This window comes from Pseudomonas sp. NPDC089392 (genome assembly GCF_044749595.1).
In the GTDB taxonomy this organism is placed as follows: domain Bacteria; phylum Pseudomonadota; class Gammaproteobacteria; order Pseudomonadales; family Pseudomonadaceae; genus Aquipseudomonas.
This window is the reverse complement of record NZ_JBIVIF010000055.1, coordinates 1-14,706: the sequence shown is the minus strand read 5'-3', so window position 1 is coordinate 14,706 and position 14,706 is coordinate 1. Positions and strand designations below refer to the sequence as shown.

At 64.1% G+C, this 14,706-nt stretch carries 11 protein-coding genes, 1 pseudogene and 1 riboswitch; of the genes and pseudogenes, 2 read left to right on the top strand and 10 right to left on the bottom strand.

Annotated elements, in window-relative coordinates; all coding sequences use genetic code 11:
* Window positions 1-4: 4 nt before the first annotated feature.
* Entirely contained in the window at window positions 5-4,327 is a 4,323-nt protein-coding gene (locus ACIP1G_RS28740; RefSeq protein WP_400743246.1) for an NEL-type E3 ubiquitin ligase domain-containing protein, read from the bottom strand.
* 182 nt (window positions 4,328-4,509) lie between these two features.
* Here ACIP1G_RS28740 and ACIP1G_RS28735 point away from each other — a divergent pair.
* Window positions 4,510-5,003: pseudogene (locus ACIP1G_RS28735) on the top strand (autotransporter outer membrane beta-barrel domain-containing protein); the annotation flags it as partial.
* A gap of 76 nt (window positions 5,004-5,079) precedes the next feature.
* On the opposite strand, the gene ACIP1G_RS28730 reads toward ACIP1G_RS28735, so the two are convergent.
* Together ACIP1G_RS28730 and crcB are read right to left on the bottom strand one after the other, a co-directional pair.
* Window positions 5,080-6,039, bottom strand: coding sequence for an AraC family transcriptional regulator (locus ACIP1G_RS28730; RefSeq protein WP_400743244.1), 960 nt, complete (start codon window positions 6,037-6,039; stop codon window positions 5,080-5,082).
* Between the two features lie 83 nt (window positions 6,040-6,122).
* The gene (gene crcB, locus ACIP1G_RS28725; protein WP_400743302.1) at window positions 6,123-6,440 is read right to left on the bottom strand and encodes a fluoride efflux transporter CrcB; all 318 of its coding nucleotides are present in this window, start codon (window positions 6,438-6,440) and stop codon (window positions 6,123-6,125) included.
* A gap of 133 nt (window positions 6,441-6,573) precedes the next feature.
* A riboswitch (Fluoride riboswitch) is annotated at window positions 6,574-6,635 on the bottom strand.
* A 138-nt stretch (window positions 6,636-6,773) separates the two neighbouring features.
* Here crcB and ACIP1G_RS28720 point away from each other — a divergent pair.
* Window positions 6,774-7,922 (top strand): M14-type cytosolic carboxypeptidase, encoded by a 1,149-nt coding sequence (locus ACIP1G_RS28720; protein ID WP_400743241.1) that lies wholly within the window; start codon window positions 6,774-6,776, stop codon window positions 7,920-7,922.
* Window positions 7,923-8,098: 176 nt separating this feature from the next.
* Here the strand turns inward: ACIP1G_RS28720 and ACIP1G_RS28715 are convergent, their stop codons facing one another.
* The 7 genes from ACIP1G_RS28715 to ACIP1G_RS28685 all read right to left on the bottom strand — a co-directional run bounded on the left by ACIP1G_RS28715 (window position 8,099) and on the right by ACIP1G_RS28685 (window position 14,437).
* Window positions 8,099-9,067: a spore coat protein U domain-containing protein gene (locus tag ACIP1G_RS28715; protein WP_400743238.1), complete on the bottom strand. Its 969-nt coding sequence runs from the start codon at window positions 9,065-9,067 to the stop codon at window positions 8,099-8,101.
* Complete coding sequence (locus ACIP1G_RS28710; RefSeq protein ID WP_400743299.1) at window positions 9,064-11,361, bottom strand: fimbria/pilus outer membrane usher protein; 2,298 nt, start codon at window positions 11,359-11,361, stop codon at window positions 9,064-9,066. The genes ACIP1G_RS28715 and ACIP1G_RS28710 overlap by 4 nt, the downstream gene beginning before the upstream one ends.
* Before the next feature lie 108 nt (window positions 11,362-11,469).
* Complete coding sequence (locus tag ACIP1G_RS28705; protein WP_400743235.1) at window positions 11,470-12,246, bottom strand: molecular chaperone; 777 nt, start codon at window positions 12,244-12,246, stop codon at window positions 11,470-11,472.
* 40 nt (window positions 12,247-12,286) lie between these two features.
* Window positions 12,287-12,787 (bottom strand): spore coat U domain-containing protein, encoded by a 501-nt coding sequence (locus ACIP1G_RS28700; protein WP_400743232.1) that lies wholly within the window; start codon window positions 12,785-12,787, stop codon window positions 12,287-12,289.
* Window positions 12,788-12,790: 3 nt separating this feature from the next.
* Window positions 12,791-13,324 carry a spore coat U domain-containing protein gene (locus ACIP1G_RS28695; RefSeq protein WP_400743229.1) on the bottom strand — a complete coding sequence of 178 codons (534 nt, stop codon included), beginning with the start codon at window positions 13,322-13,324 and terminating at the stop codon, window positions 12,791-12,793.
* A gap of 18 nt (window positions 13,325-13,342) precedes the next feature.
* Window positions 13,343-13,879 (bottom strand): spore coat U domain-containing protein, encoded by a 537-nt coding sequence (locus tag ACIP1G_RS28690; RefSeq protein ID WP_400743226.1) that lies wholly within the window; start codon window positions 13,877-13,879, stop codon window positions 13,343-13,345.
* Between the two features lie 30 nt (window positions 13,880-13,909).
* Window positions 13,910-14,437: a spore coat U domain-containing protein gene (locus ACIP1G_RS28685; protein ID WP_400743223.1), complete on the bottom strand. Its 528-nt coding sequence runs from the start codon at window positions 14,435-14,437 to the stop codon at window positions 13,910-13,912.
* Between the last annotated feature and the right edge of the window lie 269 nt (window positions 14,438-14,706).

Sequence of the window (14,706 nt, the reverse complement as noted above, 5' to 3'; positions counted from 1 at the left end):
TCATTCAGCTCGGGTGCCGGTCATAGGCTTGTCGGGTCAGCTGAAGATACAACGCCCGCTCCGCCGCCGAGTGCTCGGCCTGTACCGTCTCGAGCGCTTCACGAAAAACCTGGTCCGTCATCTGTTCGCGCTGTTCGAAAATCAGCTCCATTCGCTCATGAAACGGCGCGCTGGTTGTCTGAAACCAGTCGTCATGCAGCCTTCGCAGATACTGTTGCCAGAAATCCCGCTCCGCCAGCGAGCGGCTTAACGCATCCCGGTTCTCGGCATTCCACACCTCATGCTCGGCAAGCTCCAGATCGGCACCGGTCACGCCACTGGCATGGGCATAGTTCATGCTCGCAGGCTGCCCCGGCAAGTCCAGCGCGTTCGCCAGGCCAACCCGGTAGGCCAGGTGCACCTCCACATCATCGATCGGCGTGTAGGGGTCACCTGTACGCACCCGCTGGATATGCCGGCCAGCAATACGGTCAACCTGGTCCAGGCGGAACAGCTCGCGCCCCAGGCGCAGTAGCGGGCGCATGGCATAGACCCCTTCCAGCCCTGCGGTGCGTTGCGCCGCCAAGGTGCGCACTTCGAGGGCACTGAGGATCAGCAACATCTGGTCGGCACAGCTACGCGGGCCGGCAGCTTGCAGAAACACCGCCTCACGCACTTCACTGTTCAACTCGCAAGCCTCGATGATGGACCACACCCGGCGACACATTTCATGTGGTTGGCGCTGAAAATCCGCAGAGCGGGAGAAGTCGGCAAAGAAGCGGAACAAGTCTTGCGACCCGTCCTCGGCAGCAAGGCGATCCCACTGCGCCAGGCGATGGGCCTCGTAAGCGGGTGCCACCCCCTCCAGCCAGCGCAAGCGCTCATCCATCAGCGATTCGTCATGCTCCCGTACCGGCATCACCGCTGCAGCCCTGTTTTCCAGCAACGCCCGCAGTTGCCTGATGGCTTGCGGCGAGAGGGGGTTGTCATGCAGATAGACCCTGGTCGGGTTGCGGCCAAGCAACTGCAACACTGCATCGGGCAGCTCACTGATCGCATTTTCGCGCAGGTCGATCAGGGCCAGCGAAGGTGATTCCAGCAGTGCCAAAGGTAATGCCCGCAACCCAGTCATGCGCAGGTTCAGGCTACGCAAGCGGAACAGCACACGCACATCCGGAGCCCGACCCAGACTATTTCCGTGAAGATCAAGAGCCACCAGCCGGTGCAGCGCAGCAATACGCTGGCTGCCTTCACTGGTCAGGGCAATATGGTTGTCGGAAAGGTTCAACTCGGCCAGTTCGACCAAACGCTCGATGCCGGCGGGCACGGCTGTCAGCAGGTTGCCTCGCAAGTCCAGGCTGCGTGCCCGACTGAAACGCTGCAAAAAGCCAGGCTCGATATCGAGCAGGCTCATGTTGCGCAAGCTCAGGCGTGTGACATGGCTGAAATCCACGACTTCGGGCAGGTGCGGCAATGCCCCGATCCGCCAGCCGTGAATGAACAGCTGTATGTTGCCATGGGTATCTCGGTTCTGCCGCTGCCAGGCCCGCCGAATCACTCGCGCCACCCAGGCACGGCGCACGGCCTGGACCGGGTTGGCCGACTCTCGGCGCCAGTTGCTCAAGGTGTTCTCCAGAATGCGCAACTGGTCTTGATAGTGGAAGTAACGTTGCCAAGGTGTCATGCCCTGGCTGCCAGCTGAAGCGATGAAGTCCTCCACCTGGGTGTCGGTGAAGCTCGGAAACAAACGCCTGATTGCCTGGCGCAATGCCTCTGTACTGCTTTCGCCCCCACCACTGAGCGGGTAGCCAAGCCGACCATCCGCCAGCCGCACCGGCGGGCGCACACGGCCAGCCGCTGGCGCCATGCCCAGCAAACCAGGCAGTGCATCCCGCCGGATGAATGCCCGCTGCGCCAGCGCATGCGCCAGTTGCGCGGCCGATTGCCCGGCGTCCCCCAGCGCTGCCCGGTGGGTATCGTTGAGTTGCCGAAACAACGCCTGCATCAGGCTGTCATGCCTGTTGGTGCCCGGTAATGGCACCCCCGAGCCGTCGAACGCCTGATAACCCTGAGGCTGTTTGGCAATCACACGCACCTCAGTGGCTGCCGGGGCGCCCATCTGCGCCAGTGGCAGTGCCTGCGACAACGGCTTGTGCAGCTCTATCCGCAGCGTGTCGGGCCAGGTCAACCACTGCGCCAACAAACCGAACGCCAGGCGCTCAGTGTCGGCATTGACCGCCTCGGCCTGGCTCAGCCCCGCACATGCCCGGTCCAACCGGCTGTCCCTCAGCAACCAGCGCGCTTGCTCGGCCAAGAGCAGCGGTACCTTTTGCCGGTCGATCATGCGTTCGACCAGCAACTCGTCAGCCTGCTGCACGATTTCCTTGGCAGCCCGGGCCGTCAGCCCGGGAAAGTCGCGCTGCAACACCTGCTCGGCAGGTGACGGCATACGCTGCTTTTCAATGAAATGCTGTTCGAACGCCGCACCCTGCAACCTGGGGTATCGCTGGTGCAGTTGCCGGCGCTGCAACGCATCGAGCAAGCGTGCCGGGGCCTGGCCCTCCTCCAGGTGCAAACGGCGAAGGCGGTCGTCATCGAAGCCCGTGGCCTGCTGCACATCATGGGCCGCCTGCTCATCCACTTCGGCCAGGTGACTGCCCAGACGTCGCAACAACTCTACACCCTGCCATGTCTGCGGTGTGTCCAGCTCATGGCGCCAGGTACCCTCCCCCAGGTGCCGAAGCGTCGGCGCGTAGGCCCCGTCACGCAGAGGGTGCTGGATACGCAACTCGTCCTCAAGCGGGTCGCCCACTACCTGATAGGCCGCCTGATGTGTGCGTAAACAGGCCTTGCCATCAACCCTGGCGTACTGGCCGATTGCAGCGTGGTCATCGCCCAGCGCATAGGCCTGCAAGCGCGGGTCGAACAATCGGTAACCACCTTCGGCGGTATGCACAGGCGCCAGCCCATCGACAAATGCAGCGCGGCGCAACAAGCGCTCCGATGCCACGCCAGTGCCCACCGCCACCGCCGTCTGGGCCACGTTCACTGCCACACTGAACGCATGCTCCAGCGCGCCTTGGCGATCACCCAGTTGCCAGTCGACGTAACCTTCATAGACATCATCCACCACTTGCAGTGCACCGATCGCCAACAACGGCAGCCCCAGCCCCGGCACATAAAAACTTGCCAACCCCAGCAGATCGAGACCGAGGCTTGCGTAGAAATGCAGGCGCCGATCCCGCTCGCTGCTGTCCTGCACGGCGGTGGGCACTGCCAGCACCTTTGCATCGTCGAACAGGGTGTCGAGATGGGTCTGGCGCAAGTGCTGGAACAGCGGCTCGTGGATAACCTCATGACGCCCGTCGAGCACCACCGCTGCACGCACCCCGCCCTGCGCCATGGCGTGGGCCAGTGCCAGCGTGTAGCGCTCACGGTCACGCTCGCAGACAAAGCGCTGAAAGTACTTTGGGTAGCCCGGCAAACGGAAGCGCGCGCCCAGGGCCTGGAACAGTGCGTCCCAGGATGCGTGCCAGCTTATCGCACCGTGTGGGTCATCAGGCAGCCAGCACAACACACCTTGCAGTTGCCCCTCGCCCCGCGCTTGACGGTGAAGTTCGAATGCAACCGCGCCACGCACTCGCTTGCCCAGAACACGCATCGCCGCCGGACGCATCCGCGTTACCTCCCCTGGCACAGCAGTGATCGCCGCCAGACATTGGATGAACGCCGTTTCATCGATATCGCCGCGCAGTGCCGCCAGGCGCAGGGCTGCTTCGAACGCATGGCGCTGGCCTTGCTCCAGCAGCGTAGCGACGCCGGGCGCCAGCAGTTGCTGCCCAAGATGGGCCTGGTACTGCCCGCCGAGATCGAGCCGGCGACAGCGCTCGGCAAAGGCTTTGGCTGTCATGGGCAAGGTTTTGCCATGGGCATCCAGCAGTATCGATTGGTCCATCAGCCCCAATGACCTGGCTTCGCCATCACTGAAGTTATGCAGCGCGGCAGCCAGCAAGCTGTGCTGCAGCGTTCGCTTGCGAACGCCTCCCGGCGCTTCTGGTCGAGCGCTGGGGTAATGCTCGATCAGCTGCATCTGCAGCTCTGCCTTACGCACATTTACTGAGCGAGCAAGCGGCTCGGAAAGCATTTTCTCAAGCAAAGGGGCAGCGAACACATCCAATGGCGTCAGACTGCCAAACAACGCCTTCAAACGCTGCTGCACGGCCTGTTGCTCACGCAAACAGTCATGCAACTCAAGCAGACGCGGGGCTGAGGCACGCGTCAGCCAACCGGGCAAGCGGCTGGCGATAAGGGTATCGATGGAACCGTCGGGATATGTTGGGGTTGGCATGCAGGGCCTCTCCTGGGTAGAAAGGCCCATCTCAACCTGACAGGCACGGCTGCGGTGGTAGTTATGCCTGCATGCCGAACGCACTGCGGGCAAGGAAGTTGTGACAGTCTGAACTACCGCATGGGGGCGCTTTGCGCCCCTAGGCTTCAGACAAAAAGCGCACAACCCGGACAGATCACGCAGCCGAGTACGGCAGCATGGACAGCTACCTCAAGCAAGGCCTGGGCCTAAGCCAGGAAACGATCTACGTGCTGCGCGGCAAGATGGTCCGCTACGGCTCCCTGCCGGGTGAGGCTGGCCTGCTGGGCAACGCCGCTGCTGGCGCGCAACTGCTGCGCGAGCTGCAGGACACTTCGCTATCGGGCAGCTACAGCGCCTACAACTACTACCTGCAATCGGCCATCGATGCCGGCACCCTCGGTGGCCTGGAGTCGACCGTGGGCGGCCAGGTACACGCCGATGCCGCCAGCTACCTGCTGCGCCAGGGCGCGATGATCGAGCGTGCGGCGGCGCCGTTTGCCGACGGCAGTGATCTCAAGGTCGGCCAGACGTGTGGAGCACGGCGCTGGCCGGCTACCTGGGCACTGACGGCTCGGCCCACGCAGCCAGCAGCAACGAACACAGCCAAGGGTTGATGGTAGGCATGACCCAGCGCTTTTCCGAGCAGCTTATAGCAATGCTCAAGGCCGATGCAGCCCCTGTGGGAGCGGGTTCACCCGCGAACACCGGCAAAGCCGGTGCCAGGCAACGCGCTAACCGCCGCGTCGCACGTCAGCCGGGCTTACTCCAAACGCCTGCTGGAAATACTGGGCAAACCGCCCGGCATTGCTGAACCCATGCCGCAAGGCCACCTCAGCCACCGACCCGCCCTCCCCGCGCACCAACACCTGGCGCGCGCTTTCCAGCCGCACCTGCCGCTGATAACCCATAATCGAGGTCCCGGCAAAACGGCGAAAGCCATCCTGCAAGGCCCGCAAACTGACATTGGCCAACCCTGCCAGCTCAGTGCCACTCACCAGCCGCGCCGGGTGCTCGCGCAGGTAGGCCATCGCCAGCTTCACATGCCGCGGCGCCAGCGCCGGCGCGGGGCTGCGCAGCGCCTCGCTGTAGTTGTGCGGCCAGGCCTCCAGCACCGCGTCCACCAGCATTTCCTGCAAGCGCGCCGGCATCAGCAAACCGGCATTGATCAACGCGTCGAACTGCGTGCCGGTGGCCATTTCCAGCAACGCACGTATGCCCTGGAATGCCGGCACTGACAAGTCCACCACCGGGGCAAAACTTACCGCTGTCGCTAACGGCCGGCCCAGCAGCAATGACAGGCGCTCGGCAAACAAGCCACGGCGGATCGACATACCGCATTGGGCATGGTTCTCGGCAAAGCGCACCGCGCGAATGTCGCGCTTGTCCAGCGCCAGCCCCACGTGCGCGCCACCAATCGACTCGCCACGGTGGTCGAAAATGATCTTGCCGGCGGTGGGCAGCACGAAGGTGATTTCGTCCTGTGGCGTGGGCAAGCTAATGCTGAAATCCCCGCCATAGTGCATGCGCCGCACGCTCATGCCTTCAAAGCGCCCATACACGCCACCGATGCTGATGCCTTCGCCCAGCGGCGGCATGTCGGCATACAGGCTGCCGAACATCTGCGTGAACATGGCAGCAAAATCATCGCTACGCATGTTGCTGGAACGAATGATGAAAGGCTTGCGGGTCATGCCGGAATGCACCGTGGCGCTCACCTGTGCGAAGGGGGAGCCGGATGCTGCCATGACCGCATGACAGCCACGTTAAACCGTGTTCAACCCAGCCAGCGCACCAGTGCGAAACCGGCGAAAGTCATCAGCAGCGAACCCAGCACATGCGCCGACACCGTGGCCATGGCCCAGGCAAGACGGCCATGCATCAGCATTGACATGACCTCGGCGGAAAACGTCGAAAAGGTGGTGAGCCCGCCGCAGAAGCCGGTGGTGATCAGCAGCCGCCAAGCCGGGCCGAGGTTGGGCCAGCGCATGAAAAAGGCCATGGACCCACCGATGATGAAACCGCCGATCAGGTTCACCAGCAAGGTGCCGAAGGGCATGCCCGGGAACAGCGAATTCAGGCGCAGGCCCAGCAGTCAGCGCAACACACAGCCAGCGCTGCCACCAACGACTACAGAGAAGAAAGACAGGTACATCCGGAAACTCCACAAGGTAAATGGGAACCCTGTGGGCAGACGGCGGGCAATAGCTTACGCGCCCTGTCACAGGGTGTGCGTAGGCATCATCAGCGCGGGGGCGGTTCGAGGAGGAATGCCATCTCCTAGAGGGATGCTATGAAACCAGACGCGATTATGCAATATCCTGAAACATCAACCGCCCGATCAAGCCGCATTGCCTGATCTCGCGCAGCAACCCTGCCAAGCCGTGTAAAGTACCCTCACAACAACGCCCGCAAAGGAGCCCTGCCCATGACCGTGACGCTGTCCCCCCTGCAGATCGACTGCGATTTCGACTCCGGCAACATCCAGGTGCTGGATGCCAGCAACCCGACCCAGGTGCACCTGGCCATTCGCCCGGACACCCACAGCGGCCATTACCAGTGGTTCCACTTCAAAGTCAGCGGGCTCACGCCGGGGCAGGTCCATCGCTTCAGCCTCGACAACGCCTCCGGTTCCTCCTACAAGAACGCCTGGAGCGGCTACAACGCCGTGGCCTCCTACGACCAGCAAAACTGGTTCCGCGTGCCCAGCCAGTTCGATGGCACGGCGCTGTCGTTCGAGGTGAAGGCTGAGCAGGAACAGATCTGGTTCGCCTACTTCGAGCCCTACCCGCGTGCGCGCCACAACCAGTTGATCGAGCGGGCCCGGCAGTTGCCAGGGGTCGAGTTGCTGGCCTGCGGCCGCAGCGTGCAGGGCCGCGACATCCCGCTGCTGCGATCCGGCGACGGTGCTGCGGGCAAGCGCAAGCTGTGGCTGATTGCCCAGCAACACCCGGGCGAGCACATGGCCGAATGGTTCATGGAAGGCGTGATCGACCGCCTGCAGGCCAACGACGCGGTCATTCGGCAATTGCTGGCCAAGGCCGACCTCTACCTGATCCCCAACATGAACCCCGATGGCGCCTTCCTCGGCCACCTGCGCACCAACTTCAAGGGCAAGGACCTGAACCGCGCCTGGCAGGACGCCAGCGTCGAATTCAGCCCGGAAGTGTTCTTCGCCCAGGCGCAGATGAAGCAGTACGGGGTGGATGCGTTCATCGACGTGCATGGCGACGAAGAGATTCCCCACGTGTTCACTGCGGCCTGCGAAGGCAACCCGGGCTATACGCCGCGGCTGGCGCAACTGGAGGAGCAGTTCCGCAGCACCCTGTGCAGCCTGACCAAGGACTTCCAGACCGTGCATGGCTACACCCGCGACGAGCCGGGGCAAGCGAATACGACGCTGGCCTGCAATGCCGTGGGCATGGCGCATGACTGCCTGTCGCTGACCCTGGAAATGCCGTTCAAGGACCATGACGACGCACCCGATGCGGTAACCGGGTGGTCGGGCGCGCGTTCCAAGGCGCTGGCCGGGGCGGTGCTGGAGACCTTGGCAAAGATGGTTGGCGACCTGCGCTGAGCCAAACCTTGCGCGGCCTCTGCAGGAGCCACTGCCTTGCTCAATGTCTAAGGTCTGGCGCGATCCCTGTAGGAGCGGCTTTAGCCGCGAACACCGGCAACGCCGGTGCCATCCACCGCGCTGGATTCTTCGCGGGTAAACCCGCGCCTACAGGGATCGCGTGAGCCGGCGGGGATTCAGAACTGCACATCCAGAATCACACTGTCGGTGTAGCTCGCCGCCGGCGGCGTGGTCTGGTCGGTATAGACCTTGGCGTTGTAGTTGAACACCTGGCTCCCCGTACCAGTACCCGCCCCAGGGTTGACGTCGGCGTCGCTGCTTGCGCGCCGCGCGGCACCCGACGCCCCCCAGCGCACCGTGCCGGCGCTTTTGAAAATGTCATAGGCCAGGTAGTTGTTGGCCGCCGACTTCATGCGCCGCCGCCCACTGGCCACGTTCTGCCCGTCATCCAGCCCCACCGTGTAGTTGCTGCCCTTGGTGCATGCCACACTCACGCTCTGGCTGACCGTGCCAAAACCGGCAACCACCGGCGCACTGCCGAAGCTGATGCTGGGGGTGGTGATCTGGCAGTCGTTGGTCACCGTCAGGCTCACCAGCAGGGTCTTGGTACCGGAGCCCGTGTCTTGCCCTATGCAAAGCCCGCCAAGGCCGATCCCCTCGCAATAGCTCCAGTCCCATTGGACATTGAGGGTTTCCTGATAAAGCCCCGCCGCAACGTTGCTGCCGACCAGGGTACGCATGTAGAGCGGTACGGCCTTGGGCGTACCGTTGAGCAACCCCAGCAGGTCGAGGATGCCAGTGGTCCTGAACTCGAAGAAAGTACCGCGGGTGATCGGGTAGGTGGTCGTGGCGTTGGCATACAGCGTGTAGGGGATAATGTCCCCGGTTGGCCCCACCAGGCCGCTGGTAGCCGAGGTGATCTTCACCTTGAAGGAGTCGGTGCTACTGAGCACGCTCAGCACCGAGCCGTTGCACTGCAAACCCGAGTTGGTACTGGAAGCAGTCTGTACGGTGCCCAGTACCTGGGTCGAGTTGAGCGAGCCGAAGGCCGCAGGTGTAGTCACCACCGAGGTGCACTTGGCCCATGCCGAGCCTGCCCACAACAACAGGGCACAGGCCCATACCCCTCTATACAGCGCCGTCATTTGCACACCAACGGGCCAATCAGGGGGATCGAACCCTCAGCCTCGGGAAGGTCGAACGCCACCTGGCAATGCCCTCCCCCTTCAATCTCGACCTGCAGGCGGTTGTGCGGCGAGAGGTTTTCCAGGTACACCAGGCCATCCCAACCGACCACCGCCTGGCTGCCGGTTGCCTCATGGGTGACGCGACTGCCCAACTTGAGTACTTGCTGATTGGCGCCCACCAGTTCGATGCTGGCTGCCTGCACGCGCTTGAGCGGGAACTCCAGCAGGTAGCCGCTGCCCCGGCGTACCGCCACACGTTGTTCCACCTGTGGCGCCAGAATATCCGGCGGCAAATCCATGGGGTCGATCTCGTACTTGCCGCGGTAGTAGCCGCTGCTGTACGGCACCAACAGGTGGCCACCGGCATCGGTGCGGCCAACCTCCTGGTTCTCGTAGCGCACCGGTACGTCGGCATAGCCTGCGGTACTGACCACCACGAAGGCATCGTCGATGCGGTTGGCGGCGAACAGCCCGGCATCCATCCACACCAGCGAGCCGCTGGCGTCGGCCCAGCGGGTCATCTCGCCACTGCTGCCGTACACCCCGGCCTGCAACTGCACCGACTGCAGGCGCCAGGTGGCGTCGGCCTGGCGATAGGCATCGCGGTCGCTACCGGCGGCATAACCCAGGTTGTACCCGACACCACCCCCTACCGGCACCGCGCGGCTGTAATTGGCCCGTTGCAGGCTCTCGCCGTCCTGGTTGCGCTCCATACCCAGGGCCAGGGTGCCGTGCAAGTCGAACGGGATCACGAGTTGCGCCTGCACGGCCCACTGGCTATCGCCAACTTCGCGGTTGGCCGACAAGTACACGCTGCTGTTACCCCACAGTGGTCGGCTGTAGCTCAGGTTGATCAAGCGGGTGCGGGTACCATCACCCGCGCGCACATCGAAGTAGCCGGCGCCAATATTGCCGTACTCGTTCAGGTTGAGGCTGAGCGCGACCTGCTCGCTGCGTGTGCTCAATTGCATGTCCGGGGTGTCGACCCGGGTCAGGTCGGCGTAATCGCCGTGGCGTTGCACGCGTTGGTAACTGAAACCGATGCGCTGGCTGTTGTACTGGTAGCCAAGGGCGACCTGGTGGCCGTTGTCGCCGTCGAACTGGCTTTGCGCCAGGGCGGCGTTAAGCACACCGAAGTTGCCCAGGCGCATGTTGCCGCCCAAGCCGCCAAGCACTAACGATTCGGCGGTTTCGACATGGGTCTCCAGGGTAAAGGTGTCGCTGACCCCATAGCGCAGGCTGCCCGAAGCCACGCCCGGACCATAGCCGAAATCGCGCACGGCGTAATCACGGCGCAGGCTACCGGCGGCCAGCGAAAAGTCAGACAGCCCTTGTTGCAGCAAGCTGCTGGTGACATAGAACGGCAAGGTGGTCGAAACCTGCCGGCCGAGTGCATCGGTAGTGACGACGACTGCCTCCCCGGCACCATTGATAAACGGCACATTGGTCAGCGTGTAGGGGCCAGGCTGCAACTCGGTGGTGCTGGACTTGTAACCGTTGATGAACAAGTCAAGCGAGGTAGGTACCGCCGCTTCGCCGGCGAATGCCGGTAGCGGATACGTGACCAGGTCGGGACGTGCACCGAAGTCGCGTGACAATTGCAGGCCGCCCACCCGCACCGAGCTGCTCCAGGGCAAGGCGCCTGTCACCAAGTCACCGGCTTCGTAGGTCAACAGGCGCTGCTCGTCGGTGAAGCGCCAGGTGGTGTCGTAACGCAGGAAGCCCTGACGGCTGTCGTCGGCCTGTGCCCCGTTGAACGACTGGCGCCACTGCCCGGTGCTGGAAAAGGTGCCCCAGCCGTCGAACAGGCGCAGCTCGTTCCAGGCCGCCAGGTAGGTGCCGCCGTCATCGGTGTCGTTGAGGTACAGGTCGTAGTTGAACAACGCCCCGAAGCTGCTGCGTGCATCGCTGGGCGGGTACAGGCTGCGCTCGCCCACCTGCTGGTCGGGCAGCCAGGCCGGCGGCACCTGCAGCAGCAGGCGCTGGTTCTGGCTGTCATAGTCGGCGTGCAGCCCTGCCAGGGTGTCCAGGGCCAGCTCGCCCTGGGGGTTGCCCGGTAGTGATACGCCAGCTGCGCGCAGCACCTCGCTGTCCAGGTACAGCCGCCCTGCCCGCTGTTGCACCGGCACCAGTTCAGCCTTAGGCATCTGGTTCACCATCAAATCCAGGTACAGCGTGGCGTCGGCGATGGCGGACATCTCCGTGGGTGGCGGTGGAAGGTCGTCGGCCAACGCCAGCCCGGGGCCGACCATGACCAACCCCAGGCACCAGCGGCGCGTCGTCGCCGTCAGCCATTTCACGCACGGTTTCCAACCATTGCCGGGTCCTCCCTGGCCCCTGCACTGCATTCAGCCGCCGGTTCATTGCCCTTGGCGGATGGCGTCCGCCGAACTCTGCCCGTTGACCCTGCCCTTCAGCACACTGCCCGCGTTGGGCGCCACCGGTGCCGGCCAACGCATGCTGGCGCCCGGCAGTACATAGCCCAGCAGGCCCTCGGCCACTGCCTTGTTCTGGCTGCCCTGCTGCACCACCACATCGGTCAGCCGTGCATGCACAGGACCGGTGTTGCGCAGCTCCACATAGGGTTTGCCCTGCACGGTCACCGGGCGCCAGCTGAGCTGCGGCTTGCCCACGCCTTGGGCATTGCGCTTGCCCTCGGGGTCGGCCTTGCCCCACAAGCCCTCGCCGTAGACGAACAGCGGCACCGAATAACGCATTTGCAGGCGGATCGCCGCCGTGGTGCCGGGCTCGGCCTTGTCGACAGGGATGGCGGGCGGGATTTCGTCAATGATGATGCGGTAGGCCTGCTCCTGGCCGGCGGGCGAAGGGCCGGTGCGGGTCAGGCGGATCAGCTGCTTCTGCCCCGGGGCGATGTTGGCCACTGGCGGGCTGCCGATGATCTCGCGCTGCGCCTGGAACTGCTCCTGGTATTCACCCTGGCGCCAGGCGAACACCCGTACCTGCAAGTTGGCCGGCGCGGTGCCGCGGTTTTCCAGCCACAGTGCACCGGCCTTCTGGTCGGCCTCCAGCACCGGGTCGATCGGCCAGATCAATACCGAAGTGGCCGCCCCGGCCGGCAGGCTTGCCAGCCACAACAATCCGATCAATCCACGCGCCCACTTCGCGCCTGCCCCCATGTAGCTCTCCTTGGAAACTTGTCATTGGTGGTGCTGGTACTCACCAGGTCACCGTCACTTGCACTACATCGGTATAGGTCCCTGCCGGCAGGCTGCCGCTCAGTTGCACCCGCCCGTAAACCGGCAGCTTGATGGCCGTCGCGTCGGTATAGCTCACGGCCACGCCCTGCCCTATCCCCAGGCTCTGGCTGTATGCCGCGTCCCGGTACAACTGATAGGCCAACACCTGCGTGCCGCCAGTACGCTTGAGGTTGCGGGTGCCACTGGCGCTGTTCTGGCCACCGTCCAGGCTCATGCTCAAGGCCACGCCGGGGGTGCACTGAAAGGTAACCGCGCCACTCAGCGAAGTGCTGAGGATGCCGGTGGACAGTGCCGACTGCGTGCCATAGTTCAACACCCCGTAGTTGGTGACACCGTTCACCACCAGGCAGCCGGCGACAATCTGCGCCGACACCACGAAGGTACTGGTGGTTGCCGCATCCAGGGGTGCAGCCAGCAACACGCCGATGCCGGCCAGGCCACCTGCCAGCCAGACACGCATGGTTCAGAACGACAACTCGACGGCCACCGTGTCGGTGTACACCCCGGCCGGCAGCCCAGCCTTGCCGCGCGCCTGGCCGTACAGGTTGACGGTTTGCGCCACGCCGGTACTGGTCGGCAAGGTGATGGTGCCGTCGATGGCCAGCAGGCTCGTGTGCCCGGAATCGGTGTAGAAGTCGTACGGCACGAAGTTGCCGGCACCATCGGCCAGCGCACGGGTGCCACCGGTCGACTGGCCATCGTGGGCACCGGCCCGCACGCGGACCACCGGTACCGTGCCCGCCGAGCAGAGTATGCTCATGGCTGTACCAGTACCGCCCAGCACCTGGGCATTGGCGGTGCCGAACAAGGCGTCCTGGGTGCCAAAGTTCAGGCTACCGAAGTTCAGCCCCGAGGTGCCTGAACTGCCATTGACCTGGCACGCCGCGATCAAGGTCAGCGTCGAGCTGATGTTCCCGGTCACCGAGGCGGCCTGGGCCTGGGAAGCCAGGGCCAGCCCCAGGCCTGCGAGGATGCAGCGTGTAACGTTGGTTCGCATCGGAGTCTCCTTGCGTTGTTACCAGTCCAGGGTCACCCTGAGGGTGTCGCGGTACAGCCCGGCCGGCAGCGAGCGCGGTTGCGCCACCACCACGCCGTAGATGGGGATCGGTATCTGCTGGGTGCTGCTGATGGTGAAAGCGCGAGCCTGGCCGATGCCGTAGCGGCTGTTACCACCGGGGTCGACCGCCAGTTGGTAAGGGATCAGCTCCCGGCCGTTGCTCAAGCGCCGCACACCGTCATTGCCATTCAGGCCGCCATTGATCCGCACGTTGAAGGCCCTGACCTCGGGCGTGCAACTGATCTGCAAGCTGCCCTCAGCGCCCGCTTCATCTACCCGGCTGCGCAGCGGCTGAGCCCAGTTTGGGCCCCGCTCGCCGAAATCCAGCAAGCCTGGGTTGCCCAAGGTTGCCGGTTGCGTTTCGTTGCTGCTGATCTGGCAGGCGGCGCTGATCACCAGCCGCGCCTGGATGAAACCGGTGCTGGTGCCATGCGCCGCACCACCAGGCACCAGCAGCGGGCCAAGGGTTAGCAGCAGGATCGAAGTACGGTGCATGGCGTCGCGTCCTTGTGCATGGTGGTTTCCCTACCAGGTGACCGTGACTTTGAGCAGGTCGGCATACATACCTGCGTTAGGTATCCAAGCCAGTTTGTCGATCCGCGCATACAGCGGCAGTTCGACTGAGCCGCTGTCCGGTACCCGTGCCGAATGCGCCACATTCACCGCCAGTGGTTCGCGCCAGGCGGCATCGCGGTACAGGCGATAAGGGATGGGCCGGGCCGTGCCATCGTCACTGGCCAGAAAGCGCAATTCGCCGACGCCGCCATGCTGGCCACCGTCGACCCGTACCTGATACGGGGTGTCGGGGTTGCACTCCAGGCGTGGCGGGCGCTGGCTCAGCAGCACGCCACTCAGCGGCGCGCCGGGGCCGTCCAGGCGGGCAGCAGCGCCCAGGTCGATCTGCCCCAGGGCTTGAGCACCGGCATCGCGGGTCTGGTTGACCAACATGCAGCCACGCTGCACCAGCACCCGCACCTCCACCAGAAAGTCCGCCGCCATGGCACCGCTGCTCAACAACAGGCCCAACAGCGCGACCAGAAAGCGTTCCGTCACCTTCTTGTCCTTGTTCATGCTTGCTGAACTGAGCGTAGCCCCGCAGCGCCGGGCTGAGGCCGTTTTTTGGTATTAGCGAGAAAGCGATAGGTGCCTGTATGAAAGGGTTGTTGTCGGGAAGGTGGAGTGAGGGCCTCCAGGTGCATGGTTTGGGATTTGAGGTGATGCAAAGACCGAGCGCCGCGGATGTTCGCCGAAACATTTACAGCGCCTATGAGATCGAGCGCCGCCCGCGCGGCGCTTCGCGGCTAAAGCCGCTCCTACGTTTG

Coding starts and splice junctions, on each gene's coding strand:
- ACIP1G_RS28690 (WP_400743226.1), bottom strand. CDS start 13,879: ATGCACCGTACTTCGATCCTGCTGCTAACCCTTGGCCCGCTGCTGGTG.
- ACIP1G_RS28715 (WP_400743238.1), bottom strand. CDS start 9,067: ATGACGGCGCTGTATAGAGGGGTATGGGCCTGTGCCCTGTTGTTGTGG.
- ACIP1G_RS28740 (WP_400743246.1), bottom strand. CDS start 4,327: ATGCCAACCCCAACATATCCCGACGGTTCCATCGATACCCTTATCGCC.
- ACIP1G_RS28720 (WP_400743241.1), top strand. CDS start 6,774: ATGACCGTGACGCTGTCCCCCCTGCAGATCGACTGCGATTTCGACTCC.
- ACIP1G_RS28710 (WP_400743299.1), bottom strand. CDS start 11,361: ATGGTCGGCCCCGGGCTGGCGTTGGCCGACGACCTTCCACCGCCACCC.
- ACIP1G_RS28700 (WP_400743232.1), bottom strand. CDS start 12,787: ATGCGTGTCTGGCTGGCAGGTGGCCTGGCCGGCATCGGCGTGTTGCTG.
- ACIP1G_RS28705 (WP_400743235.1), bottom strand. CDS start 12,246: ATGGGGGCAGGCGCGAAGTGGGCGCGTGGATTGATCGGATTGTTGTGG.
- ACIP1G_RS28730 (WP_400743244.1), bottom strand. CDS start 6,039: ATGACCCGCAAGCCTTTCATCATTCGTTCCAGCAACATGCGTAGCGAT.
- ACIP1G_RS28695 (WP_400743229.1), bottom strand. CDS start 13,324: ATGCGAACCAACGTTACACGCTGCATCCTCGCAGGCCTGGGGCTGGCC.